This window comes from Citrobacter sp. Cy070 (assembly GCF_030332245.1).
Taxonomy (GTDB): Bacteria; Pseudomonadota; Gammaproteobacteria; order Enterobacterales; family Enterobacteriaceae; genus Citrobacter; species Citrobacter youngae.
On sequence record NZ_JAOWIG010000089.1, the window covers coordinates 156043 to 177680 of the forward strand.

Here is a 21638-nt window from a genome sequence, read left to right on the forward strand (position 1 = left end):
CGGTGGAGCTGCATGACAAAGTCATCGGGCATTATCTGAACATAAAACACTATCAATAAGTTGGAGTCATTACCCAGTTATTGTAACGGCATATTGAAGAGATAACTTGTGGATGGATTTTCTATCTTTATGATTTATTGGTTTTTATATTAATTCTGAATAGATTTGAGGTGCCGTGGGAAAAATGATTGATAAATAAATGTTAAGCATCGCGGTGTTAATGATATAAACATTTAATTAAATCTTAAATATACATTCACTTCGTGCATGATTGTGTATTTGTCATGGTTATGTTTATATTGTTTTCGACATTTAAACGTATGAATCATCGTGCAGCGACCTCTGCCCCACTGCGCTCGCATTGGTTTTTGTTCATTCAGGCCAGGGTCTTTATGTTTTCCTAATTTTAATGCTTTCCCTTTTTCTTATTTTATATGCATGGTAAATCATATTAGCGGAGGTTATTTCTGAGCTCCGTCTGGGAAAAGGGAGTTTTGAGTGACAGTGGAGTTAAATATGCCAGAAGTAAAAATAATAGATAAACCTAATCTTTTAGAGATGGGGAAACCGCAGCTGCGCATGGTTGACCTTAATTTATTAACCGTTTTTGATGCGGTGATGCAAGAACAGAATATTACTCGCGCAGCGCATTCTCTGGGTATGTCTCAGCCTGCAGTCAGCAACGCAGTCGCGCGTCTGAAGGTTATGTTTAATGATGAGCTCTTTGTGCGCTATGGCCGAGGCATCCAGCCAACTGCACGGGCTTTTCAGCTATTTGGCTCTATTCGTCAGGCGCTGCAATTGGTGCAGAATGAACTGCCAGGGTCCGGTTTTGAACCCACCAGCAGCTCACGTGTATTTAATCTTTGCGTCTGTAGCCCATTGGATAATATCCTCACGTCCTTGATTTACAATCGCGTTGAGCAAGTTGCGCCTAATATTCATGTTGTATTTAAATCCTCGCTCAACCAAAATACAGAACATCAATTACGGTATCAGGAAACAGAATTTGTTATTAGTTATGAAGAATTCCGCCGTCCTGAGTTCACCAGCATCCCGTTATTCAATGATGAAATGGTGTTAGTCGCAAGTAAAAAACACCCACGCATTAGCGGTCCATTACTGGAGAGTGATGTTTATAATGAACAGCATGCGGTAGTTTCTCTCGAACGCTTTGCGTCATTCAGTCAACCCTGGTATGACACTCAGGATAAACAAGCCTGCGTAGCTTATCAGGGAATGGCATTAATCAGCGTACTGAATATTGTATCCCAAACTCATTTGGTTTCTATTGCGCCACGCTGGTTAGCTGAAGAGTTCTCTGAGGCTTTAGAACTGCAAATATTACCGCTACCGTTAAAACTGAATAGCCGGACTTGTTATCTTTCCTGGCATGAAGCCGCTGGTCGGGATAAAGGACATCAATGGATGGAAGAGCTGTTAGTCTCCATCTGTAAGCAGTGACCTATGGCAGAGTAAATCCGATGATGCGTCTGGTTTATTCTGCTTTTTTATTTTTATTTGAAATTTTATGCTGAAATCTGCTTTTGTTTTTTGCCCGGGAGGGCGAAAAAATAGAGTAATCGCTGTAAGTGCTCATTTTTAAGCGATTATTTGTCATTTCATTTGCTTATACTGGTTTAATTCTCCGTTTATTCGATTCTTTCCTCCGTTTTATTCTTATCCGCCGTTACGCCACCACTTCAGTGTCAATTGCCATGCCTTATCGTCAGCGGTTAATGTGTTGTTAAACCGTTATTCATTATAAGAGTGGAGGCAAGCCATGGAGATGTTGTCTGGAGCCGAGATGGTCGTCCGATCGCTCATCGATCAGGGTGTGAAGCAGGTATTCGGGTATCCCGGGGGCGCAGTCCTCGATATTTATGATGCTTTGCATACGGTCGGTGGTATTGATCATGTGCTGGTCCGCCATGAGCAGGCAGCGGTCCATATGGCCGATGGTCTGGCACGTGCGACGGGGGAAGTGGGCGTTGTGTTGGTCACCTCAGGGCCGGGAGCAACCAATGCGATCACCGGTATCGCAACGGCGTACATGGACTCCATCCCGCTGGTGATCCTCTCCGGACAAGTGGCTACCTCTCTGATTGGCTACGATGCCTTCCAGGAGTGCGACATGGTGGGGATTTCTCGCCCGGTGGTAAAACACAGCTTTCTGGTTAAACAAACGGAAGACATCCCGCAAGTGCTGAAAAAAGCCTTCTGGCTGGCGGCAAGTGGTCGTCCGGGACCGGTGGTAGTGGATTTGCCGAAAGATATTCTGAATCCGGCGAAGAAACTGCCTTACAGCTGGCCGGAGTCGGTGAGCATGCGTTCGTATAATCCGACGACGACCGGGCACAAAGGACAGATAAAACGTGCTCTGCAGACGCTGGTAGCCGCGAAAAAACCGGTTGTGTACGTGGGGGGCGGGGCGGTGAATGCTGCCTGCCACGAACAGCTGAGGCAGATTGCTGAAGCACTAAATCTGCCGGTTGTCTCCTCACTGATGGGCTTAGGTGCGTTTCCGGCAACGCATCGTCAGGCGCTGGGCATGTTGGGTATGCATGGTACCTATGAAGCGAATATGACTATGCATCATTCGGATGTGATATTTGCGGTCGGCGTGCGCTTTGACGATCGTACAACCAATAATTTGGCAAAATATTGCCCGAATGCGACCGTGTTACATATCGATATCGACCCCACCTCTATTTCAAAAACCGTCACGGCGGATATTCCAATCGTGGGCGATGCTCTCCTGGTGCTGGATCAGATGCTTGAGCTGCTGGAGCAGGAGAAATCGCAGCAGCCGCTGGACGATAACCGTGACTGGTGGCAACAGATTGAGCACTGGCGCGCCCGTCAGTGCCTGAAATACGACACTCAAAGCGAAAGTATTAAACCGCAGGCGGTGATCGAAACCATCTGGCGTCTGACGAAAGGGGAGGCGTATGTGACCTCTGACGTTGGTCAGCATCAGATGTTTGCTGCGCTGTACTATCCGTTTGATAAACCGCGCCGCTGGATCAACTCAGGCGGTCTTGGCACCATGGGATTCGGTTTACCCGCAGCGTTAGGGGTGAAGATGGCACTGCCGAATGAAACGGTAGTCTGCGTTACCGGTGATGGCAGTATTCAGATGAATATCCAGGAGCTGTCGACGGCGCTGCAATATGAGCTGCCGGTGCTGGTACTCAACCTTAACAACCGCTATCTCGGCATGGTGAAACAGTGGCAGGACATGATCTATTCCGGGCGTCATTCGCAGTCTTATATGCAGTCGCTACCTGATTTTGTTCGTCTTGCTGAAGCATATGGGCATATTGGTATCCAGATAAATCATCCGGATGAGCTGGAAAGCAAACTGGGGGAAGCACTGGAACATGTGCGCAACCACCGGCTGGTGTTTGTTGATGTCACCGTCGATGGCAGTGAGCATGTCTACCCGATGCAAATTCGAGGGGGCGGTATGGATGAGATGTGGTTAAGCAAAACGGAGAGGACCTGATTATGCGCCGGATATTATCAGTATTACTGGAAAACGAGTCTGGGGCATTATCGCGCGTAATAGGCCTCTTCGCTCAGCGTGGTTACAACATTGAAAGCCTGACCGTCGCGCCGACTGACGATCCGACCTTATCACGGATGACGATCCAGACCGTGGGCGATGAAAAGGTCCTCGAGCAAATTGAAAAGCAGCTCCACAAACTGGTGGATGTTCTGCGCGTTAGCGAGCTGGGGCAGGGCGCTCACGTTGAACGAGAAATCATGCTGGTGAAAATCCAGGCCAGCGGTTATGGCCGGGAAGAAGTGAAACGTAACACGGAGATTTTCCGCGGGCAAATCATCGACGTTACGCCGTCGATCTACACCGTACAACTGGCGGGCACCAGCGATAAGCTGGATGCGTTTCTGGCAACGCTGCGTGAAGTCGCTAAAATTGTGGAAGTTGCCCGTTCCGGCGTGGTGGGACTCTCCCGAGGCGATAAAATCATGCGTTAATAGCCGATTGTAGGCCTGATAAGCACAGTGCCATCAGGCATCATCGTGGAGGTCATGCCGGATGGCGGCGTAAATGCCTTATCCGGCCTACAGGTAACGTACCCGTTTTCGCTGATGCTACCTGTTGCGCTTTTTTTTTGCGAAATCAGCAGTAACCAGAGACAAAAGCGGTTGCCGCAGTCATTATTCTGCGCTTAGATGTTAATAAATTTAACCCATGCCATCTTAAAGGTTATGGTTTGTACATTTTACGCAAGGGGCAATTGTGAAACTGGATGAAATCGCTCGGTTGGCCGGCGTTTCGCGAACGACTGCAAGCTACGTTATTAATGGCAAAGCAAAGCAATACCGCGTAAGCGACAAAACGGTCGAAAAAGTCATGGCGGTGGTGCGCGAACATAATTACCACCCTAATGCTGTGGCGGCCGGGCTCCGTGCTGGACGCACACGTTCTATCGGGTTGGTGATCCCGGACCTGGAGAATACGAGTTATACCCGCATTGCAAACTACCTGGAACGTCAGGCGCGTCAGCGTGGGTATCAACTGCTGATTGCCTGCTCTGAAGATCAGCCGGATAACGAAATGCGCTGTATTGAGCACCTTTTGCAGCGTCAGGTTGACGCCATTATTGTGTCTACCTCATTACCGCCGGAACATCCGTTCTATCAGCGCTGGGCGAACAGTTCATTCCCGATTGTGGCGCTGGATCGTGCGCTGGATCGTGAACACTTCACCAGTGTTGTCGGCGCAGACCAGGATGATGCGGAAATGCTGGCGGAGGAATTGCGTAAATTCCCTGCTGAAACCGTGCTCTATCTGGGGGCGCTCCCTGAATTATCGGTCAGTTTCCTGCGCGAACAGGGTTTCCGTACCGCGTGGAAAGACGATCCGCGTGACGTGCACTTCCTGTATGCCAATAGCTATGAGCGGGAGGCAGCAGCGCAGTTGTTTGATAAATGGCTGGAAACACATCCGATGCCTCAGGCACTGTTCACCACCTCATTTGCGCTATTGCAGGGGGTGATGGATGTGACATTGCGTCGCGATGGACAACTACCATCCGATTTAGCCATTGCCACGTTTGGCGATCACGAACTGCTCGACTTCCTGCAATGTCCGGTGCTGGCAGTGGCACAGCGCCACCGAGATGTGGCTGAACGTGTGCTGGAGATCGTCCTTGCAAGCCTTGATGAACCGCGTAAACCAAAACCAGGATTAACGCGCATTCGGCGTAATCTGTACCGCCGCGGCATCCTTAGCCGTAACTAAGTGGTTGCTATTGATGGCATTGGAGAGAATGCTTCGATGCCATCAAATATTTTATTCTCAGAAATAACCTTATTCTATTTAAGAATATTCTTTAGAATTATCTGAAATTTATTCTTTAATTATCCTAATTTAAAAATGCAACTATCCTTTTTTGGGTTATTGATACGTAACGGCGCGTTACGTTTGTATTATTTTGTTACATGCTTGTGTGGATTTGCCGAATTAACAAACACTTTGCCGCCGAATTGCGGCAATCTCTCACCTTCCTTGGCCGTACGGGCCGTACAGACCGATGAACTGGTACTGTTATCTCGCTGCATATTGTCCTAAAATGCCGCTCGCGTCGCAAACTGACACTTTATATTTTCCTCGGTTGATATTGAGTTGTTTTAAACAATGATGAGTTGTTGGATTTTTTTCTTACAAATATTCATGACGTTAATTTGCTTCGTTTGCTGTACGGAATTTGTTCAACGCAGATATTAGCCGTAAACAATGGGTTTTTTGCTCCGCTAAGCGCCGTGACTTGCTTGACAAGGTTTTCCTCCGCTCCGTAAACTCCTTTAAGTGGGAATTTGTGGGATAAAGTGGTAATCGGGGGTGAGACTGGCATGTTCCGGGGAGCAACGTTAGTTAATCTCGACAGTAAAGGGCGCTTATCGGTGCCTACCCGTTATCGGGATCAACTGCTCGAGAGCGCTACCGGTCAAATGGTTTGTACCATTGACATCCATCACCCGTGCCTGCTGCTGTACCCCCTGCCTGAATGGGAAATTATCGAGCAGAAGTTATCGCGTCTGTCGAGCATGAATCCAGTTGAGCGTCGCGTACAGCGCTTATTGCTGGGTCATGCCAGCGAATGTCAGATGGATAACGCCGGTCGCTTATTGATCGCGCCCATTCTGCGACAACACGCAGGGCTAACGAAAGAAGTGATGCTGGTTGGGCAGTTCAATAAGTTTGAGCTGTGGGATGAAACGACCTGGTATCAACAGGTCAAGGAAGATATCGACGCTGAGCAGTCTGTGACCGGCGCTTTGTCGGAACGATTGCAGGATTTGTCTCTATAAAATGACGGAAAATTATAAACATACAACGGTGTTGCTGGATGAAGCCGTAAACGGCCTGAATATTCGTCCAGACGGCATCTACATTGACGGGACATTTGGTCGCGGTGGTCACTCACGTCTGATCCTCTCCCAGCTTGGCGAAGAGGGGCGTTTACTGGCAATCGATCGCGATCCGCAGGCTATTGCCGTTGCTAAAACGATTACCGATCCTCGCTTCTCCATCGTACATGGACCTTTTTCTGCGTTGGCTGACTATGTCGCCGAACGCGGACTGACCGGTAAGATCGACGGGATTCTTCTCGATCTTGGGGTTTCATCTCCGCAGCTTGATGACGCGGAGCGCGGATTCTCATTTATGCGTGACGGTCCGTTAGATATGCGTATGGACCCAACACGCGGTCAGTCAGCGGCTGAATGGCTGCAAACCGCCGATGAAGCAGACATTGCCTGGGTGATTAAAACCTTTGGCGAAGAACGCTTCGGCAAACGCATTGCTCGCGCCATTGTCGAGCGCAATCGCATCGAACCGATGACTCGCACCAAAGAGCTGGCGGAAGTGATTGCGGCGGCAATGCCGGTGAAAGACAAATTCAAACATCCCGCGACCCGTACCTTCCAGGCGGTGCGCATTTGGGTGAACAGTGAACTGGAGGAGATAGAGCAGGCGCTAAAAAGCTCGCTCAGCGTGCTGGCACCAGGTGGTCGCCTTTCGATAATCAGTTTCCATTCGCTTGAAGATCGCATTGTGAAACGCTTTATGCGCGAACAAAGCCGTGGTCCTCAGGTTCCGGCTGGAATACCGATGACCGAAGCGCAGATCAAAAAGCTGGGCGGCCGTGAGTTAAGAGCACTAGGCAAGATGATGCCGGGCGAAGAAGAGGTAGCTGAAAATCCTCGTGCCCGTAGTTCAGTTCTGCGTATTGCAGAGAGGACGAACGCATGATCAGCAGAGTGACAGAAGCCCTCAGCAAAGTTAAGGGATCGATAGGAAGCAACGAGCGCCATGCCTTGCCTGGTGTGATCGGTGACGATCTTTTGCGGTTTGGGAAGCTGCCACTCTGCCTGTTCATTTGCATTATTTTGACGGCGGTTACCGTCGTGACAACAGCACACCATACGCGGTTACTGACCGCGCAGCGTGAGCAGCTGGTTCTGGAGCGAGATGCGCTGGATATCGAATGGCGCAACTTGATCCTTGAGGAGAACGCGCTCGGCGACCATAGCCGTGTTGAACGGATCGCAACGGAAAAGCTGCAAATGCAGCATGTTGATCCCTCACAAGAAAACATCGTAGTACAAAAATAAGGATAAACGCGACGCATGAAAGCAGCGGCAAAAACGCACAAACCAAAACGCCAGGAAGAACAAGCCAACTTTATCAGTTGGCGTTTTGCGTTACTGTGCGGCTGTATTTTGCTGGCACTGGGTTTTCTGCTGGGGCGCGTTGCCTGGCTGCAAATCATCGCGCCGGACATGCTGGTACGTCAGGGCGACATGCGCTCTCTGCGCGTCCAGGAAGTGTCCACCTCGCGCGGGATGATTACCGACCGTTCAGGACGTCCGCTGGCGGTGAGCGTTCCGGTGAAGGCGATTTGGGCCGACCCGAAAGAGGTGCATGACGCAGGCGGCGTGAGCGTTGGCGAGCGCTGGAGAGCGCTGTCGACGGCGCTGAACCTCCCGCTTGATCAACTGGCTTCCCGCATTAACGCCAACCCGAAAGGGCGCTTTATCTATCTGGCGCGTCAGGTAAACCCTGACATGGCTGATTACATCAAAAAACTGAAGCTGCCAGGTATCCATCTGCGCGAAGAATCCCGCCGTTACTATCCTTCCGGAGAAGTGACCGCTCACCTCATTGGTTTTACCAACGTCGATAGCCAGGGGATTGAAGGCGTTGAGAAGAGCTTCGATAAATGGCTCACCGGACAACCGGGTGAACGTATTGTACGTAAAGACCGCTATGGCCGCGTCATTGAAGATATCTCCTCTACCGACAGCCAGGCGGCGCACAACCTGGCGCTGAGTATCGATGAGCGTTTACAGGCGCTGGTCTACCGTGAACTGAATAACGCCGTGGCGTTTAACAAGGCTGAGTCAGGCAGTGCGGTGCTGGTGGATGTGAACACCGGTGAAGTGCTGGCAATGGCCAACAGTCCGTCTTACAACCCGAACAATCTCACCGGTACGCCGAAAGACGCGATGCGTAACCGTACCATTACCGACGTGTTTGAGCCGGGTTCTACCGTTAAACCGATGGTGGTGATGACCGCGCTGCAGCGTGGCGTGGTACGTGAAAATACCGTACTTAACACCATTCCTTACCGAATTAATGGCCACGAAATTAAAGACGTGGCGCGTTATAGCGAATTGACCCTTACCGGGGTTTTGCAGAAGTCGAGTAACGTCGGTGTTTCCAAGCTGGCGTTAGCGATGCCGTCCTCAGCGTTAGTAGATACTTACTCGCGTTTTGGGCTGGGAAAAGCGACCAATTTGGGGTTGGTCGGAGAACGCAGTGGCTTATATCCTCAAAAACAACGGTGGTCTGACATAGAGAGGGCCACCTTCTCTTTCGGCTATGGGCTAATGGTAACGCCGTTACAGTTAGCGCGAGTCTACGCAACGATCGGCAGCTATGGCGTTTATCGCCCGCTGTCGATTACCAAAGTTGATCCTCCAGTTCCGGGCGAGCGTATCTTCCCGGAAGCGACCGTACGCACCGTGGTGCACATGATGGAAAGCGTGGCGCTGCCTGGTGGCGGCGGCGTGAAGGCGGCGATTAAAGGCTATCGCATCGCCATTAAAACCGGTACGGCGAAAAAAGTCGGGCCAGATGGCCGCTACATCAATAAATACATTGCTTATACCGCAGGTGTTGCGCCTGCGAGTCAGCCGCGCTTCGCGCTGGTTGTTGTTATCAACGATCCGCAGGCGGGTAAATATTACGGTGGCGCCGTTTCCGCGCCGGTCTTTGGTGCCATCATGGGCGGCGTTTTGCGCACCATGAACATCGAGCCGGATGCGCTGACAACGGGCGATAAAAATGAATTTGTGAATAATCAAGGCGAGGCAACAGGTGGCAGATCGTAATTTGCGCGACCTTCTTGCTCCATGGGTGCCGGGTGCACCGGAGCGAGCACTGCGAGAGATGACACTCGACAGCCGTGTGGCTGCATCGGGCGATCTCTTTGTCGCAGTATTGGGTCATCAGGCGGACGGGCGTCGATATATCCCGCAGGCGATAGCGCAAGGTGTGGCTGCCATTATTGCAGAAGCAAAAGATGAAGCTGCTGACGGTGAAATCCGCGAAATGCACGGTGTACCGGTTATCTATCTGAGCCAGCTTAACGAACGCTTATCTGCACTGGCGGGCCGTTTTTACCATGAGCCTTCTGAAAAAATGCGTCTGGTCGGTGTGACCGGAACGAACGGTAAAACCACCACCACCCAACTGCTGGCACAGTGGAGCCAACTGCTTGGTGAAACCAGTGCGGTAATGGGAACGGTAGGTAATGGCCTGCTGGGTAAAGTGATCCCGACGGAAAATACCACTGGTTCAGCCGTTGACGTTCAGCATGTGCTGGCGGGTCTGGTTGAACAGGGCGCGACCTTTGGCGCGATGGAAGTTTCATCGCATGGTCTGGTGCAGCATCGCGTGGCGGCGCTGAAATTTGCGGCCTCAGTATTTACCAACTTAAGCCGTGACCATCTCGATTATCACGGCGATATGGAGCACTACGAAGCCGCGAAATGGCTGCTGTATTCCACGCACCATTGCGGGCAGGCCATTGTTAATGCGGATGATGAAGTCGGTCGTCGCTGGCTGGCTAAACTTCCCGATGCGGTTGCCGTGTCGATGGAAGACCACATTAACCCGAACTGTCACGGTCGTTGGTTAAAAGCGATTGACGTGGATTATCACGATAGCGGCGCGACGATTCGATTTGCTTCCTCATGGGGCGACGGCGAAATTGAAAGCCGCCTGATGGGGGCGTTTAACGTCAGCAATTTGCTGCTGGCGCTGGCCACACTGTTGGCGTTGGGGTATCCGTTAGCTGATTTACTGAAAACGGCGGCACGACTGCAGCCGGTTTGCGGGCGCATGGAAGTGTTCAGCGCGCCGGGCAAAACCACCGTGGTAGTTGATTACGCCCATACGCCGGATGCACTGGAAAAAGCGCTGCAGGCGGCCCGTCTGCATTGCACCGGCAAGCTGTGGTGCGTCTTTGGCTGCGGCGGCGATCGCGACAAAGGTAAACGTCCGTTGATGGGCGCCATTGCCGAGCAGTTTGCCGATGTCGTTGTGGTTACGGATGACAATCCACGCACCGAAGAGCCTCGCGCCATTATCAATGACATTCTGGCGGGTATGCTGGATGCCGGGCAGGCCAAAGTAATGGAAGGCCGTGCTGAAGCGGTCACTAGCGCCATCATGCAGGCAAAAGAAAATGACGTGGTGCTGGTCGCTGGCAAAGGCCATGAAGATTACCAGATTGTCGGTGCACACCGTCTCGACTACTCCGATCGCGTGACGGCAGCACGTCTGCTGGGGGTTATCGCATGATTAGCGTAACGCTCAGCCAACTGGCGGAGATCCTCCGTGGCGAACTGAAAGGGGCCGATCTGGCCCTTGATGCGGTGACAACCGATACGCGTAAAGTGACGCCAGGCTGCCTGTTTGTGGCACTGAAAGGCGAACGCTTTGATGCCCATGATTTTGCAGACAAAGCGCAAGAGAGCGGGGCCGGTGCGCTGTTGGTCAGCCGCCCGTTGGACACCAACCTGCCGCAGCTGATTGTTAACGATACGCGTCTGGCGTTTGGTGAACTGGCTGCGTGGGTACGCGCTCAGGTGCCGGCGCGCGTTGTCGCGCTTACCGGCTCATCCGGTAAAACCTCTGTTAAAGAGATGACGGCCTCCATTCTGAGCCAGTGTGGCAACACGTTATATACCGCGGGCAACCTGAATAACGACATCGGCGTACCGATGACGCTGCTGCGCTTAAACAACGATTACGACTATGCCGTGATTGAGCTCGGTGCCAACCATCAGGGCGAAATCGCCTGGACCGTCGGCCTGACGCGTCCGGAAGCGGCGCTGGTGAACAACCTGGCCGCCGCGCATCTGGAAGGCTTCGGTTCTCTGGCGGGCGTGGCGAAGGCAAAAGGTGAGATTTTTACCGGCCTGTCAGCGAACGGTATCGCCATTATGAATGCCGACAACAACGACTGGCTGAACTGGCAGAGCATTATTGGCGATCGCAAAGTCTGGCGTTTTTCGCCGAATGCGGCTAACAGCGACTTTTCGGCGGCCAACGTACATGTGACCTCACACGGCACGGAGTTTACGCTGCAAACCCCAACCGGAAGCATTGATGTTCTGCTACCGCTGCCGGGTCGCCACAACATTGCTAACGCCCTGGCAGCGGCTGCGCTCGCTATGGCGGTAGGCGCGACGCCAGAGGCGATCAAAGCGGGTCTGAAAGATTTGCAAGCGGTCCCGGGACGCCTGTTTCCGATTCAACTGGCAGAAAATCAACTGCTGCTGGACGACTCCTATAACGCTAACGTCGGCTCAATGACCGCAGCGGTACAGGTGCTGTCTGAAATGCCTGGCTACCGCGTGTTGGTGGTTGGCGATATGGCAGAGCTTGGCGCGGAAAGCGAAGCCTGCCACGTGCAGGTGGGTATCGCTGCGAAGGCGGCGGGTATCGACCGTGTGCTGAGTACAGGGAAACTGAGTCAGGCAATTAGCCATGCCAGCGGCGTTGGTGAGCATTTTGCGGATAAAACCGCGCTGGCCGCGCATCTTAAAGCGCTGATTGCAGAACATCAGATCATGACGATTTTAGTGAAGGGTTCACGTAGTGCCGCCATGGAAGAGGTAGTACGCGCATTACAGGAGAATGGGACATGTTAGTTTGGCTGGCCGAACATTTGGTCAAATATTATTCCGGCTTTAACGTCTTTTCCTATCTGACGTTTCGCGCCATCGTCAGCCTGCTGACCGCGCTGTTCATCTCTTTGTGGATGGGCCCGCGCATGATCGCCCGCTTACAAAAAATGTCCTTTGGACAGGTCGTACGTAACGACGGTCCGGAATCGCACTTCAGTAAACGCGGTACGCCAACCATGGGTGGGATCATGATCCTCACCGCGATAGTTATCTCCGTACTGCTGTGGGCATATCCGTCGAACCCGTACGTATGGTGCGTGCTGGTGGTATTGATTGGCTACGGCATTATCGGTTTTGTCGATGACTACCGCAAAGTGGTGCGCAAAGATACCAAGGGCCTGATTGCCCGCTGGAAGTACTTCTGGATGTCGGTCATTGCATTAGGGGTCGCGTTTGCGCTGTATCTGGCCGGTAAAGACACTCCGGCGACCGAGCTGGTGGTGCCGTTCTTTAAAGACGTGATGCCGCAACTGGGGCTGTTCTACGTGCTGCTGGCGTACTTCGTGATTGTCGGTACCGGGAATGCGGTAAACCTTACCGACGGCCTGGATGGACTGGCGATTATGCCGACCGTGTTTGTGGCCGCCGGTTTTGCGCTGGTGGCATGGGCGACCGGTAACATGAACTTTGCTAACTATCTGCACATTCCTTATTTACGCCACGCTGGCGAATTGGTGATTGTCTGTACGGCGATTGTCGGCGCAGGTTTAGGCTTCCTGTGGTTTAACACCTATCCGGCGCAGGTCTTTATGGGCGACGTCGGTTCACTGGCACTGGGTGGCGCGCTGGGCATTATTGCCGTACTGCTGCGTCAGGAGTTCCTGTTAGTGATCATGGGCGGCGTATTTGTTGTAGAAACGCTGTCGGTCATTCTGCAGGTGGGCTCCTTTAAGCTGCGCGGACAGCGCATCTTCCGTATGGCGCCGATTCACCATCACTATGAACTGAAGGGCTGGCCGGAACCGCGCGTTATTGTGCGCTTCTGGATTATTTCGCTGATGCTGGTGCTGATTGGCCTGGCAACGCTGAAGGTACGTTAATCATGGCTGATTACCAGGGTAAAAAAGTCGTCATTATCGGTCTGGGATTGACCGGGCTGTCCTGCGTGGATTTCTTTCTGGCGCGTGGCGTGACGCCGCGCGTGATGGATACCCGTGCGACGCCGCCTGGCCTGGATAAATTACCGGAAGCGGTTGAGCGTCATGTTGGCAGCCTGAATGATGACTGGCTGCTGGCTGCCGATCTCATCGTCGCCAGCCCTGGTATTGCCCTGGCGCATCCTTCGTTGAGCGCCGCTGCTGATGCAGGGATTGAAATTGTTGGCGACATTGAGCTGTTTTGTCGCGAAGCACAGGCGCCGATCGTCGCGATCACCGGGTCCAACGGTAAAAGCACCGTCACGACGCTGGTTGGCGAAATGGCGAAAGCGGCCGGAGTAAACGTCGGCGTTGGGGGTAATATTGGCCTGCCTGCGCTGATGCTGCTGGATGACGAACGCGAACTGTATGTTCTGGAACTGTCCAGCTTCCAACTGGAGACAACCTCCAGCTTACGGGCTGTCGCGGCCACCATTTTGAACGTCACTGAAGATCATATGGACCGTTATCCGTTTGGACTGCAGCAGTACCGTGCAGCCAAACTGCGCGTCTATGAGAACGCGAAAGTATGCGTGGTCAACGCCGATGATGCGCTGACCATGCCGATTCGCGGGGCGGATGAGCGCTGCGTGAGCTTTGGCATCAACATGGGTGACTATCATCTCAATCGTCAGCAGGGTGAAACCTGGCTGCGGGTGAAGGGTGAAAAAGTCCTGAACGTGAAAGAGATGACGCTTACCGGCCAGCATAACTATACCAACGCCCTGGCGGCGCTGGCACTGGCGGATGCTGCGGGTCTGCCACGGGCGTCGAGCCTGAAAGCACTGACCACCTTTACCGGTCTGGCGCACCGTTTTCAGTTGGTGCTGAACCATAACGGCGTACGTTGGATTAACGATTCTAAAGCCACCAACGTGGGCAGTACCGAAGCTGCGCTGAATGGCCTGCACGTTGACGGCACGCTGCACCTGCTGCTGGGCGGCGACGGAAAATCCGCTGACTTTATGCCGCTGCAACGTTACCTGAGCGGCAACAATATTCGTCTGTACTGCTTTGGTCGCGATGGCGCGCAACTCGCCGCTCTGCGACCTGAGATTGCGGAACAAACTGAAACCATGGAACAGGCGATGCGTCTGCTTGCGCCGCGCGTGAAGCCGGGCGATATGGTGCTGCTGTCGCCAGCCTGCGCCAGCCTTGACCAGTTCAAGAACTTTGAGCAACGTGGTGACGTCTTTGCCCGTCTGGCGAAGGAGTTGGGTTGATGCGCTTATCTCTCCCTCGTCTGAAAATGCCGCGCGTACCGGGACTGGGTGTCCTGGCGTGGATCTTCGCGGCACTTAAAGGCTGGGTGATGGCTTCGCGTGATAAAGACGCGGACAGCCTGATCATGTATGACCGCATGCTGCTGTGGCTGACTTTTGGTCTGGCAGCGATCGGTTTTGTGATGGTGACATCGGCATCGATGCCCGTAGGGCAACGCCTGGCAGGCGATCCCTTCCTGTTCGCTAAACGTGATGCGCTGTATATCTTCCTGGCGTTCTGTCTGGCGATGGTGACGCTGCGTCTGCCGATGGAGTTCTGGCAAAAGTACAGCACGACGATGCTGATAGCCTCAATCATCATGCTGCTGATTGTACTGGTGGTGGGGAGTTCCGTTAACGGGGCATCGCGCTGGATTGCGTTGGGCCCGCTGCGTATTCAGCCTGCGGAATTCACCAAGCTGTCGCTGTTCTGTTATCTCGCCAACTACCTGGTGCGTAAAGTTGATGAAGTGCGTAACAACCTGCGCGGCTTCTTAAAACCGATGGGTGTGATTCTGGTGCTGGCTATTTTACTGCTGGCGCAGCCTGACCTCGGTACGGTGGTGGTGCTGTTTGTTACCACGTTGGCGATGCTATTTTTGGCTGGCGCCAAATTGTGGCAATTCATCGCCATCATCGGCATGGGGATTTCGGCGGTCGTACTGCTGATCCTTGCCGAGCCGTATCGTATTCGCCGCGTAACTTCCTTCTGGAACCCGTGGGAAGATCCGTTTGGCAGCGGCTATCAGCTGACACAGTCTCTGATGGCTTTTGGTCGCGGTGAAGTGTGGGGCCAGGGATTGGGTAATTCAGTCCAAAAACTGGAGTATTTGCCGGAAGCGCACACCGACTTTATCTTCGCCATTATTGGGGAGGAGCTGGGTTATATCGGTGTGGTACTCGCTCTTTTAATGGTATTCTTCGTCGCTTTTCGCGCGATGTCGATTGGTCGTAAGGCGCTGGAAATTGACCACCGTTTTTCAGGTTTCTTAGCCTGCTCCATCGGGATTTGGTTTAGCTTCCAGGCGCTGGTAAACGTCGGCGCGGCGGCGGGTATGCTGCCAACGAAAGGTCTGACGTTGCCGTTGATCAGTTATGGTGGTTCAAGTTTGTTGATCATGTCGACAGCCATCATGTTTTTGTTACGTATTGATTATGAAACGCGTCTGGAAAAAGCCCAGGCGTTTACACGAGGTGCACGATGAGTGGTCAACCGAAGCGGTTAATGGTGATGGCGGGCGGTACCGGTGGACATGTCTTCCCGGGGCTGGCGGTTGCGCACCATTTAATGGCCCAGGGCTGGCAGGTTCGTTGGCTGGGCACCGCCGATCGTATGGAAGCGGACTTAGTGCCGAAACACGGCATTGAAATTGACTTTATTCGCATCTCCGGTTTGCGTGGCAAAGGTGTTAACGCGCTGCTTGCCGCCCCCGTGCGTATTTTTAATGCCTGGCGTCAGGCGCGCGCCATCATGAAGCAGTTTAAGCCTGATGTGGTGCTGGGTATGGGCGGCTACGTGTCCGGCCCTGGCGGTCTGGCGGCCTGGTCATTAGGCATTCCGGTAGTTCTGCATGAGCAGAACGGTATTGCGGGATTAACCAACAAATGGTTGGCGAAGATCGCGACGAAGGTGATGCAGGCCTTCCCTGGTGCTTTCCCGAATGCGGACGTGGTGGGGAATCCAGTGCGTACTGATGTCCTTGCACTGCCGTTACCCGAAGAACGTTTGGCTGGGCGTGAAGGTCCGGTGCGCGTGCTGGTTGTCGGAGGTTCGCAGGGCGCGCGCGTGCTGAACCAGACGATGCCTCAGGTCGCCGCAAAACTTGGCGACGCAGTGACTATCTGGCATCAGAGCGGTAAAGGCGCGCAGCAAACCGTTGAGCAGGCTTATGCCGATGCGGGACAACCGCAACACAAGGTCACTGAATTTATTGATGATATGGCGGCAGCCTACGCGTGGGCGGATGTTGTGGTCTGTCGCTCAGGCGCGCTGACGGTGAGCGAGATTGCTGCCGCAGGTTTGCCGGCGTTGTTTGTGCCGTTCCAGCACAAAGACAGACAGCAGTACTGGAATGCGCTGCCGCTGGAGAAAGCGGGCGCTGCCAAAATTCTTGAGCAGCCGCAGTTTACTGTGGATGCCGTCGCCAGCACCCTTGCCGGGTGGTCGCGAGAAACCTTATTAACCATGGCAGAACGTGCGCGCGCCGCATCCATACCGGATGCCACAGAGCGTGTTGCAACTGAAGTGAGCCGGGCTGCCCGGGTGTAATTGTGGTGATGCCTTTTGCATCGCATGAACTGAGAAGTTAATGGCTAAAGAATGAATACACAACAACTGGCAAAACTGCGTTCCATCGTGCCCGAAATGCGTCGCGTTCGGCACATCCACTTTGTCGGCATCGGTGGTGCCGGTATGGGCGGTATTGCCGAAGTTTTGGCCAATGAAGGTTATCAGATCAGCGGTTCTGACTTAGCGCCGAATCCGGTGACGCAGCAGTTGACGAATCTGGGCGCCACGATTTTCTTTAATCATCGACCGGAAAACGTGCGTGATGCGAGCGTGGTGGTGGTGTCCAGCGCTATTTCTGCGGATAACCCGGAAATTGTTGCGGCCCATGAAGCGCGTATCCCGGTGATCCGCCGTGCGGAGATGCTGGCAGAGTTGATGCGTTTTCGTCACGGTATCGCTATTGCCGGGACCCACGGTAAAACCACGACCACGGCGATGGTCTCCAGCATCTATGCGGAAGCGGGTCTGGATCCGACTTTCGTCAACGGCGGTTTGGTGAAAGCAGCAGGCGTCCATGCTCGTCTGGGTCATAGCCGTTATTTGATTGCCGAAGCGGATGAGAGCGACGCGTCGTTCCTGCATTTGCAGCCGATGGTGGCGATTGTCACCAATATCGAAGCTGACCATATGGATACCTACCATGGCGACTTCGAAAATTTAAAGCAGACGTTTATTAATTTCCTGCATAACTTGCCGTTTTATGGCCGTGCGGTGATGTGCGTTGACGATCCGGTTATTCGCGAGCTGTTACCGCGAGTTGGCCGTCAGACCACGACCTATGGTTTCAGCGATGATGCTGATGTGCGCGTCGAAGATTATCAGCAGATCGGCCCACAAGGGCACTTCACGCTGCTGCGTCAGGGGATGGCCGATTTACGTGTGACATTGAACGCACCGGGCCGTCACAATGCGCTGAACGCGGCGGCGGCGGTGGCAGTTGCAACAGAAGAAGGCATTGAAGACGAGGCTATTTTACGCGCGCTGGAAAGTTTCCAGGGGACCGGGCGTCGTTTTGACTTCCTCGGCGAGTTCCCGCTTGAGCCGGTGAACGGGAAAGCCGGAACTGCGATGCTGGTCGATGACTATGGCCATCACCCAACGGAAGTGGACGCCACGATCAAAGCCGCACGCGCAGGTTGGCCGGACAAAAATTTGGTGATGCTGTTCCAGCCGCACCGCTTCACGCGTACGCGCGATTTGTACGACGACTTTGCCAATGTGCTGACACAGGTTGATGCGCTGCTGATGCTGGACGTGTATGCCGCGGGCGAAGCCGCGATTCCGGGTGCAGATAGCCGCTCGCTGTGCCGTACCATTCGTGGTCGCGGTAAGATCGATCCTATTCTGGTGTCCGATCCGGCCCAGGTAGCGGAAATGCTGGCACCGGTATTAACCGGCAACGATCTGATTTTGGTGCAAGGTGCTGGAAATATCGGCAAAATCGCACGTTCCTTAGCTGAAATCAAACTGAAGCCGCAAAACCCGGAGGAGGAATAACATGGCTGATAAAATCGCGGTCCTGTTAGGGGGCACCTCCGCAGAACGAGAAGTGTCGCTGAATTCTGGCGCGGCTGTACTCGCCGGGTTGCGTGAAGGTGGTGTAGATGCCCATCCGGTTGACCCGAAAGAGGTTGATGTCACTCTTCTGAAATCAATGGGTTTTCAGAAGGTGTTTATTGCTCTGCACGGTCGCGGCGGTGAAGATGGTACGTTGCAGGGCATGCTGGAGCAGATCGGCCTGCCGTATACCGGTAGCGGCGTTATGGCATCGGCTATCTCAATGGACAAGCTGCGCAGCAAGCTGCTGTGGCAGGGGGCTGGATTGCCCGTTGCGCCATGGGTGGCATTGACCCGTGCTGAGTTTGAAAAAGGACTTAGCGATGAAGTGGTTACGAGAATTTCTGCGTTAGGCTTGCCGTTGATTGTGAAGCCAAGCCGTGAAGGTTCCAGCGTCGGGATGTCAAAAGTTGAAGAAGAAAATGCTTTGCAAACTGCATTAGCATTGGCTTTTCAGCATGATGAAGAAGTACTGATTGAAAAATGGCTCAGTGGGCCAGAATTCACAGTTGCGATACTCGGCGAAGAAATTTTACCGTCAATACGTATCCAACCCGCGGGAACCTTCTATGATTATGAGGCGAAGTATCTGTCTGATGAGACACAATATTTCTGTCCTGCAGGTCTGGAAGTTGGCCAGGAGGCCGAATTACAGGCGTTAGTCCTGAATGCGTGGAATGCATTGGGCTGTAAAGGCTGGGGCCGTATTGACGTCATGCTGGACAGCGATGGCCAGTTTTATCTGCTGGAAGCGAATACCTCTCCGGGTATGACCAGCCACAGCCTGGTGCCGATGGCGGCGCGTCAGGCGGGCCTGAGCTTCTCGCAGTTGGTGGTTCGAATTCTGGCGTTGGCGGACTGATATGTCGCAGGCTGCGCTGAACACGCGAAACGGTGATGAAGAAGAGGTAGCCTCCTCACGCCGCAATAATGGAACGCGTCTTGCAGGAATTCTGTTTCTGCTGACAGTGCTGTGCACCGTGTTTGTCAGCGGCTGGGTAGTGTTGGGATGGATGGAAGATGCGCAGCGTTTGCCATTGTCGAAGCTGGTATTGACCGGTGAGCGACATTACACGCGCAATGACGATATTCGTCAGTCCATTCTGGCGCTGGGCGCTCCGGGAACCTTTATGACTCAGGATGTGAACATCATTCAGAGTCAGATTGAACGCCTTCCCTGGATTAAGCAGGCGAGCGTCAGAAAGCAGTGGCCTGATGAATTGAAGATTCATCTGGTTGAATATGTGCCAATAGCGCGTTGGAATGACCAACATATGGTGGATGCCGATGGCAATACGTTCAGCGTCCCAACCGGTCGGGCCAATAAGCAGGTATTACCCATGTTGTATGGCCCGGAAGGCAGCGCGAGTGAAGTGTTGCAAGGGTTCCGCGATATGGGGCAGGTGCTGGCTAAGGATAGATTCACCCTGAAGGAAGCGGCGATGACCGCTCGTCGTTCCTGGCAGTTAACGCTTAATAACGATATTAAGCTCAATCTTGGCAGGGGCGATACGATAAAACGTTTGGCTCGCTTTGTGGAACTCTACCCGGTTTTACAGCAGCAGGCGCAAACCGATGGCAAACGGATTAGCTACGTTGATTTGCGTTATGACTCAGGAGCGGCAGTAGGCTGGGTTCCCTTGCCTCCTGAGGAATCTAATCAGCAACAGAATCAGGCACAGGCAGAACAACAATGATCAAGGCGACGGACAGAAAACTGGTAGTTGGACTGGAGATTGGCACCGCGAAGGTAGCCGCTTTAGTAGGGGAAGTTCTGCCCGACGGTATGGTCAATATCATTGGCGTGGGCAGTTGCCCATCGCGAGGTATGGATAAAGGTGGGGTGAATGACCTTGAGTCAGTGGTGAAATGCGTACAGCGCGCCATTGACCAGGCTGAACTGATGGCAGATTGCCAGATTTCCTCAGTGTATCTGGCGCTTTCAGGTAAACATATTAGCTGTCAGAATGAAATTGGTATGGTGCCCATTTCCGAAGAGGAAGTGACCCAGGAAGATGTGGAAAATGTTGTGCATACGGCAAAATCCGTACGTGTGCGCGATGAACATCGTGTACTGCACGTTATTCCACAGGAATACGCCATTGACTACCAGGAAGGCATTAAAAATCCGGTCGGGCTTTCCGGCGTGCGTATGCAGGCAAAAGTACATCTGATTACCTGCCACAACGACATGGCGAAGAACATCGTCAAAGCCGTTGAACGCTGTGGCCTGAAAGTTGACCAACTGATATTTGCCGGGTTGGCAGCCAGTTATTCCGTGTTAACGGAAGACGAACGTGAGCTGGGTGTCTGCGTGGTCGATATTGGTGGTGGTACAATGGACATCGCCGTTTATACTGGCGGGGCGTTGCGCCATACCAAAGTAATCCCTTATGCAGGGAATGTGGTCACCAGCGATATCGCGTATGCCTTTGGTACGCCGCCGAGCGATGCTGAAGCCATCAAAGTGCGTCATGGTTGTGCGCTGGGTTCTATCGTTGGTAAAGATGAGAGCGTTGAAGTGCCAAGCGTCGGTGGTCGTCCGCCACGCAGTCTGCAACGTCAGACTCTGGCTGAGGTCATTGAGCCGCGTTATACCGAGCTGCTTAACCTGGTCAACGAAGAAATTTTGCAATTACAGGAACAACTTCGCCAGCAGGGTGTGAAACATCATCTGGCGGCGGGGATTGTGTTAACCGGTGGTGCTGCGCAAATTGAAGGTCTTGCGGCCTGCGCTCAGCGCGTGTTTCATACGCAGGTGCGTATTGGTGCGCCGCTCAATATTACCGGTCTGACAGATTATGCCCAGGAGCCGTATTATTCAACGGCAGTGGGGTTGCTTCATTACGGGAAAGAATCCCATTTAAGTGGTGAAGCTGAAGTTGAAAAACGTGTAACGGCATCAGTTGGTTCGTGGATTAAACGACTCAATAGTTGGCTGCGAAAAGAGTTTTAATTTTTATGAGGCCGGCAATAATTACGGCCTCAGGCGACAGGCACATACACAACGTCATTCAAGTTGCATCGCGACGGCAACTGAGCGAATCTCCTGGAACATAGTTTACTATGTGACGGGAGTGAGTGAAGGCAGCCAACAAA

The 21638-nt window shown here is 53.1% G+C and carries 18 protein-coding genes; all 18 read left to right on the forward strand.

The genetic code is table 11. From position 1 onward, the window contains the following. The first annotated feature begins 516 nt into the window (after positions 1-516). Entirely contained in the window at positions 517-1464 is a 948-nt protein-coding gene (leuO, locus tag OGY19_RS20585) for a transcriptional regulator LeuO (RefSeq protein WP_101741376.1), read from the forward strand. A gap of 319 nt (positions 1465-1783) precedes the next feature. After that, positions 1784-3508: an acetolactate synthase 3 large subunit gene (gene ilvI, locus OGY19_RS20590; protein ID WP_115600973.1), complete on the forward strand. Its 1725-nt coding sequence runs from the start codon at positions 1784-1786 to the stop codon at positions 3506-3508. A 2-nt stretch (positions 3509-3510) separates the two neighbouring features. Beyond that, complete coding sequence (gene ilvN, locus OGY19_RS20595) at positions 3511-4002, forward strand: acetolactate synthase small subunit (RefSeq protein ID WP_003829566.1); 492 nt, start codon at positions 3511-3513, stop codon at positions 4000-4002. Between the two features lie 265 nt (positions 4003-4267). Continuing rightward, a complete protein-coding gene (cra, locus tag OGY19_RS20600; RefSeq protein ID WP_005124558.1) occupies positions 4268-5272 on the forward strand; it encodes a catabolite repressor/activator in 1005 nt (334 codons plus the stop codon). Positions 5273-5883: 611 nt separating this feature from the next. Further along, complete coding sequence (mraZ, locus tag OGY19_RS20605; RefSeq protein ID WP_003018792.1) at positions 5884-6342, forward strand: division/cell wall cluster transcriptional repressor MraZ; 459 nt, start codon at positions 5884-5886, stop codon at positions 6340-6342. Between the two features lies 1 nt (position 6343). Further along, entirely contained in the window at positions 6344-7285 is a 942-nt protein-coding gene (rsmH, locus tag OGY19_RS20610) for a 16S rRNA (cytosine(1402)-N(4))-methyltransferase RsmH (RefSeq protein WP_003018789.1), read from the forward strand. Then, a complete protein-coding gene (gene ftsL, locus OGY19_RS20615; protein WP_000625651.1) occupies positions 7282-7647 on the forward strand; it encodes a cell division protein FtsL in 366 nt (121 codons plus the stop codon). The genes rsmH and ftsL overlap by 4 nt, the downstream gene beginning before the upstream one ends. A 15-nt stretch (positions 7648-7662) precedes the next feature. Continuing rightward, a complete protein-coding gene (gene ftsI / locus OGY19_RS20620; protein ID WP_003018783.1) occupies positions 7663-9429 on the forward strand; it encodes a peptidoglycan glycosyltransferase FtsI in 1767 nt (588 codons plus the stop codon). Beyond that, positions 9416-10903: a UDP-N-acetylmuramoyl-L-alanyl-D-glutamate--2,6-diaminopimelate ligase gene (gene murE / locus OGY19_RS20625; RefSeq protein WP_048212698.1), complete on the forward strand. Its 1488-nt coding sequence runs from the start codon at positions 9416-9418 to the stop codon at positions 10901-10903. Before ftsI ends, murE begins: the two co-directional genes overlap by 14 nt. Next, positions 10900-12258, forward strand: a complete 1359-nt coding sequence (gene murF, locus OGY19_RS20630) for a UDP-N-acetylmuramoyl-tripeptide--D-alanyl-D-alanine ligase (protein WP_115600971.1) — start codon at positions 10900-10902, stop codon at positions 12256-12258. The genes murE and murF overlap by 4 nt, the downstream gene beginning before the upstream one ends. Further along, a complete protein-coding gene (mraY, locus tag OGY19_RS20635) occupies positions 12252-13334 on the forward strand; it encodes a phospho-N-acetylmuramoyl-pentapeptide-transferase (RefSeq protein ID WP_003018774.1) in 1083 nt (360 codons plus the stop codon). Before murF ends, mraY begins: the two co-directional genes overlap by 7 nt. Before the next feature lie 2 nt (positions 13335-13336). Next, entirely contained in the window at positions 13337-14653 is a 1317-nt protein-coding gene (murD, locus tag OGY19_RS20640; protein WP_115600970.1) for a UDP-N-acetylmuramoyl-L-alanine--D-glutamate ligase, read from the forward strand. Further along, positions 14653-15897 carry a cell division protein FtsW gene (ftsW, locus tag OGY19_RS20645; protein WP_115600969.1) on the forward strand — a complete coding sequence of 415 codons (1245 nt, stop codon included), beginning with the start codon at positions 14653-14655 and terminating at the stop codon, positions 15895-15897. Before murD ends, ftsW begins: the two co-directional genes overlap by 1 nt. Beyond that, positions 15894-16961 (forward strand): undecaprenyldiphospho-muramoylpentapeptide beta-N-acetylglucosaminyltransferase, encoded by a 1068-nt coding sequence (gene murG / locus OGY19_RS20650; protein ID WP_115600968.1) that lies wholly within the window; start codon positions 15894-15896, stop codon positions 16959-16961. Before ftsW ends, murG begins: the two co-directional genes overlap by 4 nt. Positions 16962-17012: 51 nt before the next feature. Beyond that, positions 17013-18479 (forward strand): UDP-N-acetylmuramate--L-alanine ligase, encoded by a 1467-nt coding sequence (gene murC / locus OGY19_RS20655; RefSeq protein WP_115600967.1) that lies wholly within the window; start codon positions 17013-17015, stop codon positions 18477-18479. A 1-nt stretch (position 18480) separates the two neighbouring features. Next, complete coding sequence (locus OGY19_RS20660) at positions 18481-19401, forward strand: D-alanine--D-alanine ligase (protein ID WP_116360674.1); 921 nt, start codon at positions 18481-18483, stop codon at positions 19399-19401. Between the two features lies 1 nt (position 19402). Further along, positions 19403-20236, forward strand: a complete 834-nt coding sequence (ftsQ, locus tag OGY19_RS20665) for a cell division protein FtsQ (RefSeq protein ID WP_101741386.1) — start codon at positions 19403-19405, stop codon at positions 20234-20236. Beyond that, positions 20233-21495: a cell division protein FtsA gene (gene ftsA / locus OGY19_RS20670; RefSeq protein WP_003018755.1), complete on the forward strand. Its 1263-nt coding sequence runs from the start codon at positions 20233-20235 to the stop codon at positions 21493-21495. The genes ftsQ and ftsA overlap by 4 nt, the downstream gene beginning before the upstream one ends. Positions 21496-21638 lie beyond the last annotated feature (143 nt).

Excerpts from the sequence above, each read along its gene's own strand:
- murF (WP_115600971.1), top strand. The coding sequence starts at position 10,900 with ATGATTAGCGTAACGCTCAGCCAACTGGCGGAGATCCTCCGTGGCGAA.
- murD (WP_115600970.1), top strand. The coding sequence starts at position 13,337 with ATGGCTGATTACCAGGGTAAAAAAGTCGTCATTATCGGTCTGGGATTG.
- ftsL (WP_000625651.1), top strand. The coding sequence starts at position 7,282 with ATGATCAGCAGAGTGACAGAAGCCCTCAGCAAAGTTAAGGGATCGATA.
- murG (WP_115600968.1), top strand. The coding sequence starts at position 15,894 with ATGAGTGGTCAACCGAAGCGGTTAATGGTGATGGCGGGCGGTACCGGT.
- mraY (WP_003018774.1), top strand. The coding sequence starts at position 12,252 with ATGTTAGTTTGGCTGGCCGAACATTTGGTCAAATATTATTCCGGCTTT.
- ftsQ (WP_101741386.1), top strand. The coding sequence starts at position 19,403 with ATGTCGCAGGCTGCGCTGAACACGCGAAACGGTGATGAAGAAGAGGTA.
- ftsW (WP_115600969.1), top strand. The coding sequence starts at position 14,653 with ATGCGCTTATCTCTCCCTCGTCTGAAAATGCCGCGCGTACCGGGACTG.
- leuO (WP_101741376.1), top strand. The coding sequence starts at position 517 with ATGCCAGAAGTAAAAATAATAGATAAACCTAATCTTTTAGAGATGGGG.
- ilvI (WP_115600973.1), top strand. The coding sequence starts at position 1,784 with ATGGAGATGTTGTCTGGAGCCGAGATGGTCGTCCGATCGCTCATCGAT.
- mraZ (WP_003018792.1), top strand. The coding sequence starts at position 5,884 with ATGTTCCGGGGAGCAACGTTAGTTAATCTCGACAGTAAAGGGCGCTTA.
- ilvN (WP_003829566.1), top strand. The coding sequence starts at position 3,511 with ATGCGCCGGATATTATCAGTATTACTGGAAAACGAGTCTGGGGCATTA.
- ftsA (WP_003018755.1), top strand. The coding sequence starts at position 20,233 with ATGATCAAGGCGACGGACAGAAAACTGGTAGTTGGACTGGAGATTGGC.
- rsmH (WP_003018789.1), top strand. The coding sequence starts at position 6,344 with ATGACGGAAAATTATAAACATACAACGGTGTTGCTGGATGAAGCCGTA.
- murC (WP_115600967.1), top strand. The coding sequence starts at position 17,013 with ATGAATACACAACAACTGGCAAAACTGCGTTCCATCGTGCCCGAAATG.
- ftsI (WP_003018783.1), top strand. The coding sequence starts at position 7,663 with ATGAAAGCAGCGGCAAAAACGCACAAACCAAAACGCCAGGAAGAACAA.
- OGY19_RS20660 (WP_116360674.1), top strand. The coding sequence starts at position 18,481 with ATGGCTGATAAAATCGCGGTCCTGTTAGGGGGCACCTCCGCAGAACGA.